Origin of the sequence: Natrinema ejinorense, assembly GCF_002494345.1 — an archaeon.
GTDB classification, from domain to species: Archaea; Halobacteriota; Halobacteria; order Halobacteriales; family Natrialbaceae; genus Natrinema; species Natrinema longum.
Genome location: NZ_NXNI01000001.1, coordinates 320,331 through 336,888 on the forward strand (window position 1 = coordinate 320,331; position 16,558 = coordinate 336,888).

The window sequence follows — 16,558 nt, forward strand, 5'->3', positions numbered from 1 at the left end:
CCCTTCCGATCCGAACCGTTGGCCGTCACGCCGTGTGTGACTGGGTTCGACGGTTCCAAGCGTTCAGTCGTTCGTCGATCGAGTCGCCCCTGTGCGTCGCCGCTCGAGCAGCGAGACGGCGACGGGTTCGATCCGGCTCGAGTACTGCATGAGCGACGTGCCGAGGATGCTCATGACGAGGACGTAGCCGACGGCAAAGGCGTAGAGGTCGGTGGCTGTGCCGGTCGCGATACCCGTGCCCGCACCCGACAGGACGAGGCTCGCAATGATCAGGGAGAACTCGCCGCGGGTTGCCATGCCGAAGCCGACCCGGAGCGATCGGCGGTCGTCGAGGTCGTAGATTCGCCCGCCGAGATAGCCGCTGATGATCTTCGTCGGCGTCGTCACGATCACGGCGGCGACGATCAGCCCGAGAATGGGGAGCGTGAACAGTCCCGGATCGGTGACGAGTCCGATCCAGAAGAAGAAGATCGCCGCGAAGGCATCGCGGAGCGGCTCGAGCAACCGTTCCAGGTCGTGGACGTGATCGGTCGCGGAGAAGGTCATGCCGACGAAAAACGCGGCGACGGCCTCGCTGACGCCCAGTGCGAGCGCTGCTCCGGCGACCAGGATCGTGACGCCGAGTGCCCGGACGACCACGAACTCGTTCGTCTCGGCGTCGAGAAAGCGCTGAAAGGTACCGGTTCCGTAGGTGACGAGCGCGAGCAACGCGAGGATGACGCCGATCGCGATCGCGATCTGCCCCATCGCGTCCCCGAGATCCCCGCCCCCGAGGACGAGCGCGGACACGATCGCCAGATAGACGGCGATGAACAGGTCCTCGTAGACGAGCGTCCCAAGGATCGGTTCGGACTCGTCGTTTGCGATCCACCCCAGATCGATCAGCGACTTCGTGATGATGGCACTCGAAGAGATGTAGACGATCCCCGCAGTGAGAAAGGCCGCGAGGAAGCTCCCGAAGACCAGGTATCCGAAGCCCAGCCCGATACCGAAGTTGATGACCAGATCGATGGAGCCGGCCTTGCCGATCCGGTCCTTGCTCGCGATCAGTCGATTCAGGTTGAACTCGAGCCCGAGGAAGAACAACAGGAGGACGATCCCGATTTCCGCACCGACGACGATGAAGTCGGTTTCGCCGAGTGCGAGCCCACCGAGCGCTGCGAGGAGGTCGACGCCGCCGACGGCGAGTTCGGGAACGGTGACTGCGAGACCACCGATTCCGATCTCGCTGCCCGCGAGCGTCGGAAGTTCGCCGAGCACGTTCGACCCCAGCAAGACGCCGGTGACGATGTAAAACGGGATCACCGACTGGTCGATCCGACTCGAGAGGACGCCCGCGAGTGCGACCGCGATAAAGAGAATCCCGACGTCGACGAGCGCCGTTTCAGTCGCCACTAGCGCTCACCTCGACCGAGGGCATCTGTCGCGATCACTCTTCGAGACCAGCACCGAGCAGGTTTTCGAACTGGGCGCAGTCCTCGCGGTCGCCGATGACGACTACGGTGTCGCCGACCTCGAGGACGGTTTCCGGCGTCGGCGGCGAGATCAACTCCTCGCCGCGCTGGATCGCGACGATAGAGACGCCCGTCCGATCGCGGATATTCGACTCGGCGAGGCTCTGGCCGGCGAATTCGGCGCTTTCGGCGACGCCGTACCACTCGAGGTAGGTGTCGTCTGAGAGCATCGTCTCCACCTGTTCGGCTTGTACCGGCTGGAAGTACGCTCCCTCCAGAATCGTGCCGATTTTCCGGGCGAGGCGGTCCGACGCCTCGAAGATCTTCTCGCCGTCTGCGTCCCCATCCGGTTTCAGGTACACCTCTCGTTTCCCCGTATTGTGGGTCACGATGACGAGCCGCTCGCCATCCTCGAGTTCGACCTCGAATTTCTTCCCGACGCCGGGGAGGTCGCTCTCGTATACTGTCATACCAGTACCTTCGAAGCCGACGCATTAAATAGCGTTCCCGTCGCAGAGACGGAATCGGTTTTCAATCCGGACCGATCGCGCCTCGCCGACAGCTGACGGCTACTCTGCCAATCCCTCGATGAGGAACTCCGCGGAGGCGAGGTTCGTCGCCAGCGCCGTGTCGTGGACGTCACAGATCCGCAGCAGCGCCGAGATATCGGGCTCGTGGGGCTGGGCCCGGAGCGGATCCCGAAGGAAGACGACCCCGTCGAGGTTTCCCTCCGCGATCTCCGACCCGATCATCAGGTCGCCACCGAGGGGGCCGGACTCCTTGCGTTCGACCTCGAGATCGGTCCCCTCCATGAGCCGTTTCCCAGTGGTTCCGGTCGCGATCAGCTCGTACGTTCGGAGTTGCGCTTCGTGGGTCTGTGCGAACTCGATGAGATCGGGCTTCTTCTCGTCGTGGGCGATCAGCGCGACACGTGTCATACTGACCCATCACCCTCGCGAAAAATAAACGCTCGTCCGGGGGGGCCGATCGCGCTCGCTCGAGCGTCCGCGTCGGCTCCGGCGGTCCGGACCGATCAGAACTCCTCGACGTGTGGCCTGACGTCGAGTTCGAGCGTCCAGGCCGACCGATCCTGCGTGACGAGGTGCCAGTAGGAGTCGGCGATCGCGTCCGGATCGAGAAACTCGTCTTCCTCGCGGTCGGGCTGTGCGTCGCGAACCGCCGGCGGTTCGATCTGCCCGTCGATCACCACGTGGGCGACGTGGATCCCCTCGGGGCCGAGTTCTCGAGCCATCGACTCGGCCAGTCCACGGACGGCGAACTTGGCGGCACTGAATCCGACCGCGCCGCCGCGACCCCGAACCGCGGAGGTCGCTCCAGTGAAGACGATCGTGCCACCGCCCTCGGCGAGCATGTCGTCGACGGCCGCCTGTGAACACAACAGACCGCCCTGTGCCGAGACGCGCCACGCCCGTTCGAACTCCGACGGTGAAATGTCCCGGATCCCCTTCCAGGACCCGCCGCTCGCGTGATTGACGAGGATATCGACGGGGCCGAAGGCGTCCCGAACCGCTCGAAACCCCGCCTCGACCGCGTCGGGATCCGTGATGTCCGTCGGAACGGCGAGTGCGTCGTCGCCGAGGTCGGCCGCCAGTTGCTCGAGGAAGTCCGCCGAGCGGGCGAACAGTCCCACGCGACAGCCCTCGGCGACGAATTTCCTGGCGATCGATGCTCCGAGTCCCGGACCGACGCCGGCGATGACGGCCGTCCCTGCCATGTCGTGTTTCACGGTGACACGATACAAAACCGTGTTCGTGGCGGTGATCGACAGCCACACGGACCGCTTCGGTGCACGAACCGGCGACGGAGGGCGGGTGACGTTTATATTAGCACGGTGCGAGTCGAGACGATCACCCGAGAGCTATCCGCGCTCGCACCGACGGTTCGGTCGAATGTCGTTCGATCCTGACCGCGTCACGACGATCACGTTCGACTCTTACAGCACCATCGTCGACGTCGATGCGGCCATGCAGGCATTGGCCGATCGCGTCGACGATCCCGAGCCGGTATCGACCCTGTGGCGCCACCGGTCGCTCGAGTACACGCTCGTCGCGAACTATCTCGACGCCTACCAGCCGTTCTACGAGATGAACCGCGACGCGCTCCAGTACGCGCTGGACGTGTTCGGCGTCGACATCACCGAAGCCGAACGCGACGAAATTCTGGCGGTCTACCACGAACTCGAGGTCTTCGACGACGTGCGAGACGGAATCGAACGGCTTCGGGACGGTGGCTACGACTGTTATGTCGTCTCGAACGGCGATCCCGACATGCTGTCATCGATGATCGACCACGCCGATATCGACGATCTCCTGGCGGACACGATCAGCGCTGACGAGGTAGCGACGTTCAAACCCGCCGCCGAACTCTATCGTCACGCGGCCGCGAGGACCGGAACGCCGATCGACGAGATGGTCCACGTCACCGCCATCTGGTACGACGTCATGGGTGCCAAACACGCCGGCATGCAGGGTGTGTGGGCCGATCGAAAGGGACGACCGTGGGAATCGGTCGCCGGTCGGCCGGATCTAACCGTCGAATCGTTCCACGAGCTGGCCGACGCGCTCGGGGTGTGATCCCCGCTGCCCTGTTCGGTCCCCCGGTCGTCCGGACAACGGTTGTGCAGACCCGATGCATTGCAGAGGATCATTGAAGACGGTCCGTGGCGAACGCCCGGTACATGACTGAGCAGGTCGTTCTCACGTCGACAACCGCGCCGGCTGCCGTCGATGACGTTCCGCCGAGCGCCAAACTCGTGTTGACTGTCCTCGCACACGAGGGATCGCTGACGCAATCCCAACTCGCCGAGGAGACGTTGCTCCCGACTCGAACGGTTCGCTACGCGATGAACAAACTCGAGGACCACGACCTCGTGGACTCGCAGATCTCCTTTACGGACGCCAGACAACACGTCTACTCCCTCAACACCGATCGCTTTGCGGACGCGACACAGGAACTGCAGCCGTAATCGACTCGAGCAACGGCGCCCGGCGACGCGAATCCGTCCGCATTCCGACGGACGCCAATCACTAATGTCACCGGCGTGGCAGCGCGACACGGCATGGAGTACGAAACCTGGTCCGAGGCTCAAGAGACGACGACCGTTACCGTCGACGACCACGACCTCGAGGTGGCCTACAACGACGACGGCGACGGCGAGCCGGTGGTGTTCTGCCACGGCATTCCGACGTCGTCGTTCCTCTGGCACGAGGTCGCACCGCCGCTGTCGGACGAGTACAGAGTCATCGCGCCGGACATGATCGGCTACGGCAACTCGGCGATGCACGACGGCTTCGACCGTTCGATCCGGGCACAGGAGGCCATGATCGACGGCCTGCTCGAGGAACTGGGACTCGAGACGATCACGTTCGTGGGACACGACCTCGGCGGTGGCGTGGGGCTGCGGTACGCCGCTCACAATCCCGACGCGGTCGACGATCTCGTCCTCTCGAACGCGGTCTGTTACGACTCGTGGCCGATCCAGACGATCGTCGATCTCGGCCTCCCCTCGACGATCGAGGGGATGAGCCCCGACGACTTACAGGAGATGTTCGAGGGGCTCTTCCGGGATACCCTGGCCGGCGAACCGGACGAAACGTTCGTCGAGGGGATGCTCGCGCCCTGGGACTCCGAGGAAGCGGTCGTCTCGCTCTCGCGAAACGCGATCGGGACGAACACGAGTCACACGACCGAGATCGACCCGAGTGAGATTACGGCCCGGACGCTCCTGCTGTGGGGTGCCGACGACGAGTTCCAGCCGGTCTCCTACGCCGAACGACTGAACGAGGACGTCGCCGACGCGGAACTCGTCGGACTGGACGATGCGAACCACTGGGTCATGGCCGACCGACCGGACGCCTACGGTGCTCGCCTTCGCGAGTTCCTCGAGGCGGTGTAACCTGAACCGGTTCACCGTCCTCGCCTCGGCCGGCCGCGGGATTATTCCACTCGAACCGCGTACAGGCTCGTATGCCCGCGGACATTCCCGGCATCCACCACGTAACTGCCATCGGCAGCGATCCCCGCCGCAACCTCGAGTTCTACACCGAAACGCTCGGACTCCGGCTGGTGAAACGAAGCGTGAATCAGGACGACGTCGCCGTCTATCACCTGTTCTACGGGGATCACGGCGGGAGCCCCGGAACGAGCATGACGTTCTTTCCGTATCCCGACGCCCGACAGGGGCAGGTCGGCACCGGCCAGGCCAGTGCGGTCGCCTTCCTGATTCCCGAGCGGGCAGTCGAGTTCTGGACGGATCGGCTGGCAGCAGCCGGCATCGACGCCGAGGAACACGACCGGTTCGGCGACACCGTCGTTTCCTTCGAGGATCCGGACGGCCTCCCGATCGAACTCGTCGCTCGAGGCGACGCACCTGCCGGTGATCTGCCCCAGGGGCCGGTTCCCGACGAACACGCGATTCGGGGCTTCTTCGGCGTGACGCTGTCGCTGGCGACGGCCGGGCCGACCGAGGGCGTCCTGCAGACGATGGGGTACAGCGAAACCGGCGCCGACGGTAGCCGCCGCCGATACGAGAGCAGCGGTGATCTCGGATACGTCGTCGATGTCCTCGAGGAGCCCCAGGCACCCCGGGGCCAGCCCGGTGCCGGGACCGTCCATCACGTGGCGTTCCAGACGACTGCGGAGGACCAGTCCGAGTGGCGCGACGTCCTGTCCGGACAGGGGCTCCGGCCGACCGAAATCATCGACCGGAAGTGGTTCGAATCCGTGTACGTCCGCGAACACGGCGGCGTTCTCTTCGAATTCGCCACCAAAGAGCCAGGGTATACGGTCGACGAGGACCTCGAGTCCCTCGGTGATCGACTCGTCCTCCCCGAGTGGCTGGAAGACCGACGCGACGAGATCGAAGCGGGGCTGCCGGAGCTGTCAGCGGAGTAACTCGCTGACGACGAGCGAGATGCCCCAAAATCGACCTGTTCGGACGACCGGCCCGCAGACGGAAGCGTTTTTCACGCGCGCTCGTACCACCTGACAATGGCAGATCTCAGTACCCATCACGTCGGTATCACCGTCTCGGACCTCGAGGAGACGCTCGCGTTCTACCGGGACGTCCTCGGACTCCCGGTCGCCGATCGGTTCGGCGTCGGCGGCGAGGCGTTTTCCGACGCCGTCGGTGTCGAGGGTGCAAGCGCCGACTTCGCCCATCTCGAGGCGGACGGAACCCGGATCGAACTCGTCGAGTACGAGCCCGAGGCGCGGGGCTCTCCGGCGGCGGGACTTAACCAACCGGGCGCAACGCACGTCGCCCTCTCGGTCGACGATCTCGAGGCGTTCGCCGATGCCCTCCCCGCGGACGTCCCGACGATCAGCGGACCCCGGACGACCGAGAGCGGGACGACGATCATGTTCCTGCGCGATCCCGAAGGAAACCTGATCGAAGTACTCGAGCCGTCCCAGTAGATGACGGTTTCGAAGACGGCGGTATCGACGGTCGAGTGTGTTATCGGTCGTTACAGGAAAGGGTGGACCGAACCTGGTCGACTTCCGTCTCACACTGGGAGCAAACGCGCTTCTCGGTGGCGATATAGACGGCACTGCACCGAGAGCAGTGAAACAGATTGCCGTGCGACTCGACCGCGGTTTCCGCCTCGTCGTCGGGGTCCGTTCCGTTTCCCCGTTCGTTTCCGGGGCCGCGGAGCGTCGACCGGACCAGTTCACGGAGTCGGCGTGAGAGCGACACCGCGTTCTGTCGAATTCCCATACGGTAGTCGATCACGATACGAATGAAGTAGCTGCTGTCTAAAGGATTTGGAACGGCCACTGTTCACAACGCTCACGAGTGATGATCGGTGAGACGGTCGCTCCATCGTCGAGCCGTCTCGTCCAGCGGTATAGCAACCTTTTCGACCGTCGGGAGGCCACTTCCGGCATGAACTTCTTCGATCGCTTGCACGACCGCATCCGAACGGTCGACAGCGTCGTCTCGGTCGGCCTCGATCCCGACCCGTCCCGTCTCCCCGACCACCTCCGGGAGTACGACCTTCCCCGGTGGGCGTTCAACCGCCGCATCATCGACGCGACCCACGAACACGCCGCCGTCTTCAAGCCGAACGCGGCCTTCTACGAGGATCCCGACGGCTGGGCCGCCCTCGAGGAAACCGTCGCCTATGCCCACGGCAAAGACGTCCCCGTCCTGCTGGACGCCAAACGCGCCGACATCGGCAACACGACCAGACAGTACGCACAGCTGCTCGAGACGGTCGACGCGATCACCGTCAATCCTTACATGGGGCGGGACTCCCTGCAGCCGTTTCTGGCCAACGAGGAGTCGGGCGTCTTCGTCCTCTGTCGGACCTCGAACCCGGGCGGGGCCGACATCCAGGATCTCGAACTCGAGACGGGCGAACCCGTCTACGAGCGCGTCGCGGCGCTGGCGGATCTCTGGAACGAGAACGACAACGTCGGCCTCGTCGTCGGCGCGACCCAGCCCGAAGAGCTCGAGGAGTTGCGCGAGCAGGTACCGGATCTCCCCTTCCTCGTCCCCGGTATCGGGGCACAGGGGGGCGACGCCGAGGCGGCCGTCGAGTACGGACTGGCCGACGGCGTCGGGCTGGTCAACTCCTCGCGGGGAATCATCTTCGCGGGCGAGGACGACGGCGAGGAGTTCGCCAGCGCCAGCGGACAGGCCGCAAAGCGACTCAAAGAGCGGCTGAATCAGTATCGGTAGTGGCTTCGACGGCGGCTCGAGTTGCCGGATTCGACGAGAACGCTCTCGGTACTCGAAAGCGTACCGATCACGAGTCACAGAGCGACTGGTTCGTCGACATCGTTGCGTGGATCTCGTCTTCCGTGATCCGGTAGTCGAGTTGGAGACAGGTCTGCTCGTCCCCCTGTCCCAGTAGCGTTCCGGATACCTGGTTGTCGCCCGCGACGGCGTGAAATCCCGCCCACTCACGCTCTGATTCCGGTTCGATAACGACTTCGCGGTACCCAGCGGCAGCGAGTTCGAAATCGTGCCACTGGCCGAGACCGTCGTCCGCTTCCAGCGCGAAGTGAAACGTTTGCGACTCGTCTGTCCGATTCGACAACACCAGATGTACTTCCTGGAGCGAGTCGGCATCCATGGAACCGCTACAGCCGGCGGTTCCGAGCAAAGAGACGGTGCTGGCAAGAGCGAATCGACGACGGCTGAAGGGCATAGTTATCACTGCAGTAGATCGAACAAAAAGTTGACTGTCTGTCCGTAATCGCCGTTTCGACACGAATTCGCCGAGTAGAACCGGACATTACGCGTCCGTTCGTCCGCCCGTCTGCGAGTCAGAGCCGCGATAGGCGCGGTCTCGGTTACGAGGGCGACCCGGGCTCACGTTCCGCACTAACCACTCGCCCGACCACCCGACCGTCGACCACTCGAGCGACGATTTCGACGCTGACCGGCTCCGTCGGCGGCCGCTCCTCGAGCCGCTCGAGTCCCTCGACGACGGCGATGTCCAGCGGACTCGAGTCGTTCGGATGGGCAGCGACGAGCCGTCCGTCGCGCTCCTCGAGTCGGAGGCGATACGTCTCGCCGACGCCGAGGGCCTCGCGAAATCGGTCACGTATCGAGGTCATGCCGTGGATTCGTCGCTCCGGATCAGAACCGGTTGATCTCGACGTCGTCGTTTCCGGGTCCCGGCTGGGCTTGCGAGGCACAGTCGGCACAGAGTCGCAGGCTCTCGTCGAAGTGGGCCTCGCACGCGAGCGTGCCGCAGTTGGGGCATTGCTTCTCTGCGGGCCGGGACTCGCAGATCTGACAGAGACCGCTGACGCACATAGGGGACGGTACGAACTCGAGGGGCTTGAAAGCGAGCCTGGCACGCTCGGACCGCTGGTCGTCGTCGAATCAGCGAACTCACGAACCGGCTGGCTGACGCGGTCGACGGCGTATTTCCCGATTCGAGAGCCGTAGTGTGGTATATTGTGGCAACCCACGAGAAGCCTTTTGCCGTGTGCCCGTCTACCAGGGGATATGAGCCGTGACCGGGCCCTCCTCGAGCGGGCCCTGGAACGTGGCGAACAGGACGGTGGTAACGTCGAGTTCAAGGAACGACTGTCACGAGACGTCCACCTCGAGGGTGGGCGACGGGAGAGCCTGGCCGCGCAACTGCGACACCGCCTCCTTTCGGGCGACGGCGAGGCGACGTACGTCGTCGGCGTCACCGACGACGGCGGCCTGGCCGGGGTCGATCCCGACACGTTCTCCGAGACGATGGACGTCCTTTCGCTCCTCGCGGAGGAGGCCGACGCGCACATCGAAGACGTCCAGACCTGGGGCATCAACGACGGGTTGGTCGGCGTCGCACAGGTCCGCGAGGGGGGCGTCCTCGAGACGGACGACGAACACGTCGTCGTCGGGACGGCGGGCCACGTCGACCACGGGAAGAGTACCCTCGTGGGGTCGCTCGTCACGGGCAAACCCGACGACGGGGACGGCGCGACCCGCGCGTTCCTCGACGTCCAGCCCCACGAGGTCGAACGGGGCCTCTCCGCCGATCTGTCCTACGCCGTCTACGGCTTCGACGACGAGGGGCCGGTCCGGGTCCGGAACCCCAACCGCAAGGCAGACCGCGCGGAAGTCGTGCAGGAAGCCGATCGGCTCGTTTCGTTCGTCGACACCGTCGGCCACGAGCCGTGGCTCCGGACGACGATTCGCGGGCTCGTCGGACAGAAACTCGACTACGGCCTGCTGGTCGTCGCCGCCGACGACGGGCCGACGCGAACGACTCGAGAGCACCTCGGCGTGTTGCTCGCGACCGACCTCCCGACGATCGTCGCGATCACGAAGACCGACACGGTCGACGAAGAGCGCATCGAAGAGGTCGAACGCGAGGTCGAAGGACTCCTCCGCGAGGTCGACAAGTCGCCGCTGCGGGTCGCTCGTCACGGCATCGATGCCGCCGTCGAGGAGGTCAGCGAGCGGGTCGTCCCGATCGTCGAAACCAGCGCGATCACCATGGACGGCCTCGCGACGCTCGACGAACTGTTCGACCGGCTCCCCAAGACGTCCCAGGACACCGGCGAGTTCCGAATGTACGTCGACCGCAGTTACTCGGTCACGGGCGTCGGCGCAGTCGCCTCGGGAACGGTGATGGCCGGCGAGGTCGAGGCCGGGGACGAACTCCTGATCGGGCCGATGGCCGACGGCCGCTTCCAGGAGGTCGAGGTCCGGTCGATCGAGATGCACTACCACCGGGTCGACCAGGCTCAGGCGGGCCGGATCGTCGGCATCGCACTCAAAGGCATCAAAGAGAGCGCGATCGAGCGCGGCATGGTCTTGCTGCCTCGAGACGCCGACCCCGATCCGGTCCGGGAGTTCGAGGCCGAAGTCATGGTGCTCAACCACCCCACCCGAATCGGTGAGGGGTACGAACCCGTCGTCCACCTCGAGACGATCGGCGAGGCCGCCGCCTTCTATCCCGAAAACGGCCGCCTGCTGCCGGGCGATACCGGCAAGACCACCGTCGAGTTCAAGTTCCGACCGTATCTCGTCGAGGAGGGCCAGAAGTTCGTCTTCCGCGAGGGTCGCAGCAAGGGCGTCGGGACGGTGACCGACGTCTCGCCGATGGAGTGACTGGTGGCTCGGAACGCGATTCCCAATCGGTAAGCCGACTCGGCCAACCGCCCGTCGTTCGACGTGCTCACGGCAACACGTCCGCAGTTTGGCCCATGATACGTATCCATTAGACGATAACACATATACATTAGACGCGACTAAACCGCGACGTGATCGGTGACATCGCTGTGCGACAGCATTCCCACAGCACCTTTCACGCATGACCGGCTGGCTCGAGATCCTCGTCGCCGCGTTCGTCCTGCAGCTGTCGGTGCTCCCCGGCGAGAAGGTGCAGTTCATCATCGCGGCGCTGGCGACACGATACGATCCTCGGATCGTGGTCGCCGCCGCGGCGAGTGCCTTCGCCGGCTGGACGGCCCTCGAGATCCTCTTCGGAGCGGCGATCCAGGGCGTGTTGCCGCCCGTCTACCTCGACGCGGTCACGGCGGGGTTGTTCCTGCTCTTTGCGGCGTTGCTCGTCAGGTCCGCCCCCGAGACGAGCGCGCGGCCGGCGGTGGCCAACGGCGGCGCGGCGACGGCCGACGCGATCGAGATCTCCCTTTTCGGCTACGACGTGCCGCCGTACCTCCGCGGGTTCGTCCCGATCTTCGCCCTGATGGCTGTCGGGGAGTTCGGTGACAAAACGCAGTTCGTCACGATCGGGCTCGCGGTGCAGTATGGTGCCCATCCCGCGATCTGGGCCGGCGAGATGCTCGCGATCGTGCCCGTGAGCGCGGCCAACGCCTACTTCTTCGATCGGTTCTCCCACCGCTTCGACGCCAGGCTGGCCCACCTCGCCGGCGCGGGACTCTTCCTCTTTTTCGGGCTCGATACCGTGTTGCAGATCCTGACCGGGATTTCGGTCTGGGAGACGATCGTCGAGGGGATCTCCTCGGTGCTTCTCGGATTCGGCCGAGTGTGACTGCGGGGGATCGAAACCAAAGTTGGTATGTCTCCCTCGGTTCCTCACCCTAGACAAGATGGTACAGACGAGCGTTATCGGTTGTGGCAACATGGGGAGCGCCCTGATCAAGGGCCTCTGGCGGGCCGGGAACCACACGGTGATCGCGTGTGATCTCGATCCCGACGCACTCGAGTCGGTCGCTGACTACGTCGACCGGACGACGTCGGACGTCTCGGAGGCGGCCGACGCCGACGTGGTGGTCGTCGCGGTGAAACCGGACATCGTCGGCGCGGTGCTGGACGATCTCGATCTCTCGCCCGAGCAGACACTTCTCACCATCGCTGCGGGCGTCTCGACGGACTACGTCGAAGCGCGGACCGACGCGAACGTCGTCCGAATCATGCCGAACCTCGCGGCCGAGACGGGCGATATGGCGGCGGCCGTAACCGGCGACGACGTTCCCGACGAGGTGCGAACGCTGCTCGACGACGTCGGCGAGTTCGCAGAGATCGACGAGCGTCAGATGGACATCGCGACCGCGGTCAACGGGAGCGGCCCCGCCTTCGTCTTCTATCTCATCCAGGCGATGGCCGAAGCGGGCGTCGATGGCGGCCTCGAGGCCGACGACGCCGAGACGCTGGCCGCACAGACGTTCAAAGGGGCGGCCGAGACCGTCCTCCGCTCGGAGCGGAGCGTCGACGACCTGATCGACGCCGTCTGTTCCCCCAACGGGACGACCATCGAAGGGATGGAAGTCCTCTGGGACAGCGAGGCCAAGGCGGACGTCGTCGAGGCGGTAACGGCGGCCGAAGAACGCTCCGCGGAGATCGCGGCCGAATTCAACGATGAGTAAGGGGCTCGAGGAGGCGGCCGTCGCAGAGGCGCGACGGCTGGCGGCCGACGCCGATCGCGTGATCGTCAAGGCGGGGACGAACTCCCTCACCGACGCGGACTCCAATCTGGACGACGAGAAGCTCGACAAGCTCGTCGACGACATTGAGGATCTCCTCTCGCGGGGCAAGCAGGTGATCCTCGTCTCGTCGGGCGCGGTCGGGGCCGGGATGGGGCGGATCGCACAGGGCAGCGAGACCCTCGAGGAGACCCAGGCCCTCTCGACGGTCGGCCAGAGTACCCTCATGCACCGCTATACCGAGAGCTTCGCGCGATACGATCGGACGGTGGCCCAGCTCCTCCTGACCCAGCACGACCTCGAGAATCCCGAACGGTTCACGAACTTCCGAAACACCGTCGAGACGTTGCTGGACTGGGGCGTCGTCCCGATCATCAACGAGAACGACGCCGTCGCGACCGAGGAGCTCAGGATCGGTGACAACGACATGCTCTCGGCGGCGGCGACGATGGGCGTCGACGCGGACTTGCTGGTCACGCTGACCGACGTCGGCGGCGTCTACACCGGGAACCCGAAAGAGGATCCCGACGCCGAGCGCATCGAGGCCGTCGGACGCAACTACGATACGGTTCAGGACATCATCTCCGAGAGTACGACCGACGGGTTCGGCGGTATCCAGACGAAAGTCGAGGGGGCGCGCGACGTCAGCGAACACGGGGTTCCGGCCGTCATCGCGAAGTCGACCGAGCCCGACGTGCTCGAGCAGATCGCTACTGCCAAACCCGTGGGTACCATATTCGTCCCCATCAACGGTGTGAGCGATGACTGAGACCGACATCGAACGCGACGTCGACGAGGCACAGACCGCGGCCCTCGAGCTCGCGAAACGCTCCGACGAGGAGCGGAAGGCGGCGCTTCACGAGATCGCCGACGCGATCGAAGCCCGCACCGACGAGATCCTCGCGGAAAACGAGACGGACGTCGCCGAGGGCGAACGACTGCTCGAGGACGGCGAGTACACGCAGGCGCTGGTCGACCGGCTGAAGCTCTCCGAGTCGAAGATCGAGAGCATCGCGGCGATGGTCCGCAGCGTCGCCGAGCAGGCGGACCCGCTCGGAAAGACGCTCTCGGCCAGAGAGCTCGACGAGGACCTCGAACTGTACAAGGTCGCCGTCCCGATCGGCGTCGTCGGAACGGTCTTCGAGTCCCGGCCCGATGCGCTCGTCCAGATCGCCGCACTCGGCCTGAAGTCGGGGAACGCGGTCATCCTCAAGGGCGGCAGCGAGGCGCTCCACTCCAACCGAATCCTCTTCGAGATCATCGAGGAGGCCGCGGCCGACGCCGGGGTCCCCGACGGCTGGGCCCAGCACATCGAGGCCCGCGAGGACGTCGATGCGCTGCTCGAGATGGACGACGCGATCGACCTCCTGATGCCGCGGGGCAGCTCCGAGTTTGTCAGCTACATTCAGGACAACACGAGCATCCCCGTGCTGGGCCACACGGAGGGGATCTGTCACGTCTACGTCGACGACGAGGCCGACCTCTCGATGGCCGAAGACATCGCCTTCGACGCCAAAGTGCAGTATCCCGCGGTCTGTAACGCCGTCGAGACGCTGCTGGTCCACGAGGCCGTCGCCGAGGACTTCCTGCCCGCGATCGCCGACCGCTACGAGACCGCCGGTGTCGAGATGCGCGGCGACGAGGCAACTCGCGAGATCGTCGACGTCGAGGCCGCGACCGACGCGGACTGGGACACCGAGTACGGCGATCTGATCGTCTCGATCCGGGTCGTCGACTCGCTCGAGGCCGCGATCGATCACGTCACGAGCCACGGCTCGAAACACACGGAGTCGATCGTCACCGAGGACGCCGACCGCGCGAGTGCGTTCATGCGAAGCCTCGACTCGGCGAGCGTCTTCCACAACGCCTCGACCCGCTTTGCCGACGGCTACCGATTCGGCCTCGGTGCCGAGGTCGGGATCAGTACGGGCAAGATCCACGCTCGCGGCCCCGTCGGCCTCGAGGGGCTGACCACCTACAAGTACCACCTCGAGGGCGACGGCCAGCTCGTCGCCACCTACGCCGGCGAGGACGCCGCGCCGTTCATCCACGAGGAGTTCGAGGGCGAGTGGTCTCCCGGCCGGCTCTCGGACGAGTAGCGCCTCGAGAGGTTTTCCTTTCTCTACTCGCCCGCCCGACGGCCTCGACGAACTCGAGCTCCGCGGGGGGTTCCGGAACCGGATTGAACTGTCCGGCTACAGGTCAAAGGAGTCGACGAGCAGCTCCTCGTCCGTCTCGCCGTGGACGTAGGTCGGGCCGCCGATCACGTCGATCGTCACCGCTGCGGGCGCGAAGAGGTCCGAGGGAACTTCCCCGAAATCCCAGTCGAGATCGTCGAAGACCGCACCGAACGGTCGGCCGTGATCCTCGGCGGCGGTCGACGGCACCGAGTCGAAGAGATCGGCGTCCTCCCGAACGGTGAGGTGTGCGCGTCCGCCGTAGGCGATCGCGTCGTTCGTCCGCGCGATGGCCGTCCGCTCGTCGTCCGCGACGGGCGCGACCGGGGCGCGACCGGTCGCCGAGACGATGTCGAGGGGATCGTACCCCAACTCGGCGAGCCGGAACGTCGCGAGCTCGGCGGTTCGGGCGGCGTTCGTGATGCTACCGGCGAGGCTCGCGGTCCGGTAAGCGAGCAGGAAGACGCTGCTCGTCTCGACCTCCGCCAGTTCGGCGACCTGCTCGGCCGCGGATTCGGTCGGTTCCTCGTCCGTCTCGACGGCCAGCGCGGTCAGATCGAAAGCGTCGGTGTAGCCGACGCGCCGGAACTCCTCTTCTTTGGCTACCAGCGCTCGAGCGGGACCGCTTCCCAGGCCCTCGAAGTCCTCGGTCGTCAGCTCCCAGCCCGCCTTCTGGGAACACAGCAGCGAGAGCGCGGGCTGGTCGGTCGAGAGCTCGACGTACGGGAGCGATGCATCGCCCAGCTCGCCGAGCTCGTAGCTCGGCGTCGCCATCCCAGCCGTCTGGATCTCGGTCAACAGGAGTCCGGCCTCGATACCGCCGTCGAACTCGAGGCCGAAATCCAGTACCGTCGCGTCGTTTTCGAGGTCGTAGCCGCCGATGTTCAGCTCCTCGGCGTAATCGAGGGCCTCGTCGACCAGCTCGATCGCCATCCGATTGAGACTTTCCATGGGCCGTGATTCACCCCCCGTCGTAAAACCGTTTGTCCGTTCGTGTCTGACCGATGTCTGACGGGAGCCATCGCCGTATCCCGTCTCCTGTAACGATTTCCCGCCGACCCGTGAGCCGGCTTGCGGGTACACCGCCAACGATTTACAGCAGACCGGATACTCGTCACTCCTCGCGACTTCGGGCCGGCCGACCGAGGTGTTCTTCGACGACGTCGACCTTTCGTGCTGCGTCGACGTCCCGCGTTCGTTTGTCGTCGATCTTCAGGACCGTACTCACGCGGTCGGCGTCGACGGCGTCGTGGGCCGCCTGTGCGGCCGCGAAGAGTTCGTCCGTCGTCTCGGCTTCGATCACCGTCCCCATCGGGTTCGTCTCGTAGCTGACATCGTAGCCCTCGAGGGCGTCGACCGCTTTCGCGACCTCGCCGGCCATGCTGTCCTCGATCACCGGTGCGACGCTCAGTAGTGCGACTACCGTCATACCGTTCGATAACGCTCGGCGGGATCCTAAACTCGTTCCATACGACTCGTCCCGATCACTGCCTCGAGCGGGGACAACTGGCCGGCGCTCGCGGTGGGCGGTAACGGTCGTGGCAA

General features: G+C 65.2%; 21 protein-coding genes. 11 read left to right on the forward strand and 10 right to left on the reverse strand.

Features of this window, described 5'->3' with window-relative positions; genetic code table 11:
- Positions 1 to 63: 63 nt before the first annotated feature.
- From CP557_RS01630 to CP557_RS01645, 4 genes are all read right to left on the reverse strand, one after another.
- On the reverse strand, positions 64 to 1,395 hold the full coding sequence (locus tag CP557_RS01630) for a cation:proton antiporter (protein ID WP_097378298.1): 1,332 nt from the start codon (positions 1,393 to 1,395) through the stop codon (positions 64 to 66).
- 34 nt (positions 1,396 to 1,429) lie between these two features.
- Entirely contained in the window at positions 1,430 to 1,924 is a 495-nt protein-coding gene (locus CP557_RS01635) for a cation:proton antiporter regulatory subunit (RefSeq protein ID WP_097378299.1), read from the reverse strand.
- Between the two features lie 99 nt (positions 1,925 to 2,023).
- Entirely contained in the window at positions 2,024 to 2,392 is a 369-nt protein-coding gene (locus CP557_RS01640) for a methylglyoxal synthase (protein ID WP_097378300.1), read from the reverse strand.
- 95 nt (positions 2,393 to 2,487) lie between these two features.
- The gene (locus tag CP557_RS01645; protein WP_097378301.1) at positions 2,488 to 3,189 is read right to left on the reverse strand and encodes an SDR family NAD(P)-dependent oxidoreductase; all 702 of its coding nucleotides are present in this window, start codon (positions 3,187 to 3,189) and stop codon (positions 2,488 to 2,490) included.
- Between the two features lie 175 nt (positions 3,190 to 3,364).
- Between CP557_RS01645 and CP557_RS01650 the strand changes: the two genes are divergently transcribed.
- The 5 genes from CP557_RS01650 (at position 3,365) to CP557_RS01670 (ending at position 6,890) form a co-directional block, all read left to right on the forward strand.
- Positions 3,365 to 4,048, forward strand: coding sequence for a haloacid dehalogenase type II (locus tag CP557_RS01650; RefSeq protein ID WP_097381486.1), 684 nt, complete (start codon positions 3,365 to 3,367; stop codon positions 4,046 to 4,048).
- A gap of 104 nt (positions 4,049 to 4,152) precedes the next feature.
- Entirely contained in the window at positions 4,153 to 4,440 is a 288-nt protein-coding gene (locus CP557_RS01655) for a MarR family transcriptional regulator (RefSeq protein ID WP_097381487.1), read from the forward strand.
- A gap of 93 nt (positions 4,441 to 4,533) precedes the next feature.
- The gene (locus CP557_RS01660; protein WP_097378302.1) at positions 4,534 to 5,370 is read left to right on the forward strand and encodes an alpha/beta fold hydrolase; all 837 of its coding nucleotides are present in this window, start codon (positions 4,534 to 4,536) and stop codon (positions 5,368 to 5,370) included.
- A gap of 71 nt (positions 5,371 to 5,441) precedes the next feature.
- On the forward strand, positions 5,442 to 6,368 hold the full coding sequence (locus tag CP557_RS01665) for a ring-cleaving dioxygenase (protein ID WP_097378303.1): 927 nt from the start codon (positions 5,442 to 5,444) through the stop codon (positions 6,366 to 6,368).
- Positions 6,369 to 6,464: 96 nt separating this feature from the next.
- A complete protein-coding gene (locus CP557_RS01670; RefSeq protein WP_097378304.1) occupies positions 6,465 to 6,890 on the forward strand; it encodes a VOC family protein in 426 nt (141 codons plus the stop codon).
- Between the two features lie 40 nt (positions 6,891 to 6,930).
- Here CP557_RS01670 and CP557_RS01675 read toward each other — a convergent pair whose 3' ends face one another.
- Positions 6,931 to 7,191, reverse strand: coding sequence for a hypothetical protein (locus CP557_RS01675; protein WP_097378305.1), 261 nt, complete (start codon positions 7,189 to 7,191; stop codon positions 6,931 to 6,933).
- A 168-nt stretch (positions 7,192 to 7,359) separates the two neighbouring features.
- On the opposite strand from CP557_RS01675, the gene pyrF reads away from it, so the two are divergent.
- Positions 7,360 to 8,157: an orotidine-5'-phosphate decarboxylase gene (gene pyrF, locus CP557_RS01680; protein ID WP_097381488.1), complete on the forward strand. Its 798-nt coding sequence runs from the start codon at positions 7,360 to 7,362 to the stop codon at positions 8,155 to 8,157.
- A gap of 67 nt (positions 8,158 to 8,224) precedes the next feature.
- Here the strand turns inward: pyrF and CP557_RS01685 are convergent, their stop codons facing one another.
- From CP557_RS01685 to CP557_RS01695, 3 genes are all read right to left on the reverse strand, one after another.
- Positions 8,225 to 8,629, reverse strand: a complete 405-nt coding sequence (locus CP557_RS01685) for a hypothetical protein (RefSeq protein ID WP_097378306.1) — start codon at positions 8,627 to 8,629, stop codon at positions 8,225 to 8,227.
- 145 nt (positions 8,630 to 8,774) lie between these two features.
- Positions 8,775 to 9,041 (reverse strand): hypothetical protein, encoded by a 267-nt coding sequence (locus tag CP557_RS01690; RefSeq protein WP_097378307.1) that lies wholly within the window; start codon positions 9,039 to 9,041, stop codon positions 8,775 to 8,777.
- A gap of 22 nt (positions 9,042 to 9,063) precedes the next feature.
- Positions 9,064 to 9,243 (reverse strand): hypothetical protein, encoded by a 180-nt coding sequence (locus CP557_RS01695; RefSeq protein WP_097378308.1) that lies wholly within the window; start codon positions 9,241 to 9,243, stop codon positions 9,064 to 9,066.
- Positions 9,244 to 9,438: 195 nt separating this feature from the next.
- Here CP557_RS01695 and CP557_RS01700 point away from each other — a divergent pair, with 195 nt between their 5' ends.
- The 5 genes from CP557_RS01700 (at position 9,439) to CP557_RS01720 (ending at position 14,935) form a co-directional block, all read left to right on the forward strand.
- Positions 9,439 to 11,040, forward strand: a complete 1,602-nt coding sequence (locus CP557_RS01700) for a GTPBP1 family GTP-binding protein (RefSeq protein WP_097378309.1) — start codon at positions 9,439 to 9,441, stop codon at positions 11,038 to 11,040.
- A 202-nt stretch (positions 11,041 to 11,242) separates the two neighbouring features.
- The gene (locus CP557_RS01705) at positions 11,243 to 11,944 is read left to right on the forward strand and encodes a TMEM165/GDT1 family protein (protein WP_097378310.1); all 702 of its coding nucleotides are present in this window, start codon (positions 11,243 to 11,245) and stop codon (positions 11,942 to 11,944) included.
- Between the two features lie 58 nt (positions 11,945 to 12,002).
- The gene (gene proC, locus CP557_RS01710; protein WP_097378311.1) at positions 12,003 to 12,779 is read left to right on the forward strand and encodes a pyrroline-5-carboxylate reductase; all 777 of its coding nucleotides are present in this window, start codon (positions 12,003 to 12,005) and stop codon (positions 12,777 to 12,779) included.
- Positions 12,772 to 13,605: a glutamate 5-kinase gene (proB, locus tag CP557_RS01715; protein ID WP_097378312.1), complete on the forward strand. Its 834-nt coding sequence runs from the start codon at positions 12,772 to 12,774 to the stop codon at positions 13,603 to 13,605. Before proC ends, proB begins: the two co-directional genes overlap by 8 nt.
- The gene (locus CP557_RS01720) at positions 13,598 to 14,935 is read left to right on the forward strand and encodes a glutamate-5-semialdehyde dehydrogenase (protein WP_097378313.1); all 1,338 of its coding nucleotides are present in this window, start codon (positions 13,598 to 13,600) and stop codon (positions 14,933 to 14,935) included. Before proB ends, CP557_RS01720 begins: the two co-directional genes overlap by 8 nt.
- Positions 14,936 to 15,031: 96 nt before the next feature.
- Here CP557_RS01720 and mch read toward each other — a convergent pair whose 3' ends face one another.
- Positions 15,032 to 15,964, reverse strand: a complete 933-nt coding sequence (mch, locus tag CP557_RS01725) for a methenyltetrahydromethanopterin cyclohydrolase (protein WP_097378314.1) — start codon at positions 15,962 to 15,964, stop codon at positions 15,032 to 15,034.
- A 163-nt stretch (positions 15,965 to 16,127) separates the two neighbouring features.
- Positions 16,128 to 16,442 carry an MTH1187 family thiamine-binding protein gene (locus CP557_RS01730; RefSeq protein ID WP_097378315.1) on the reverse strand — a complete coding sequence of 105 codons (315 nt, stop codon included), beginning with the start codon at positions 16,440 to 16,442 and terminating at the stop codon, positions 16,128 to 16,130.
- Positions 16,443 to 16,558: the final 116 nt, after the last annotated feature.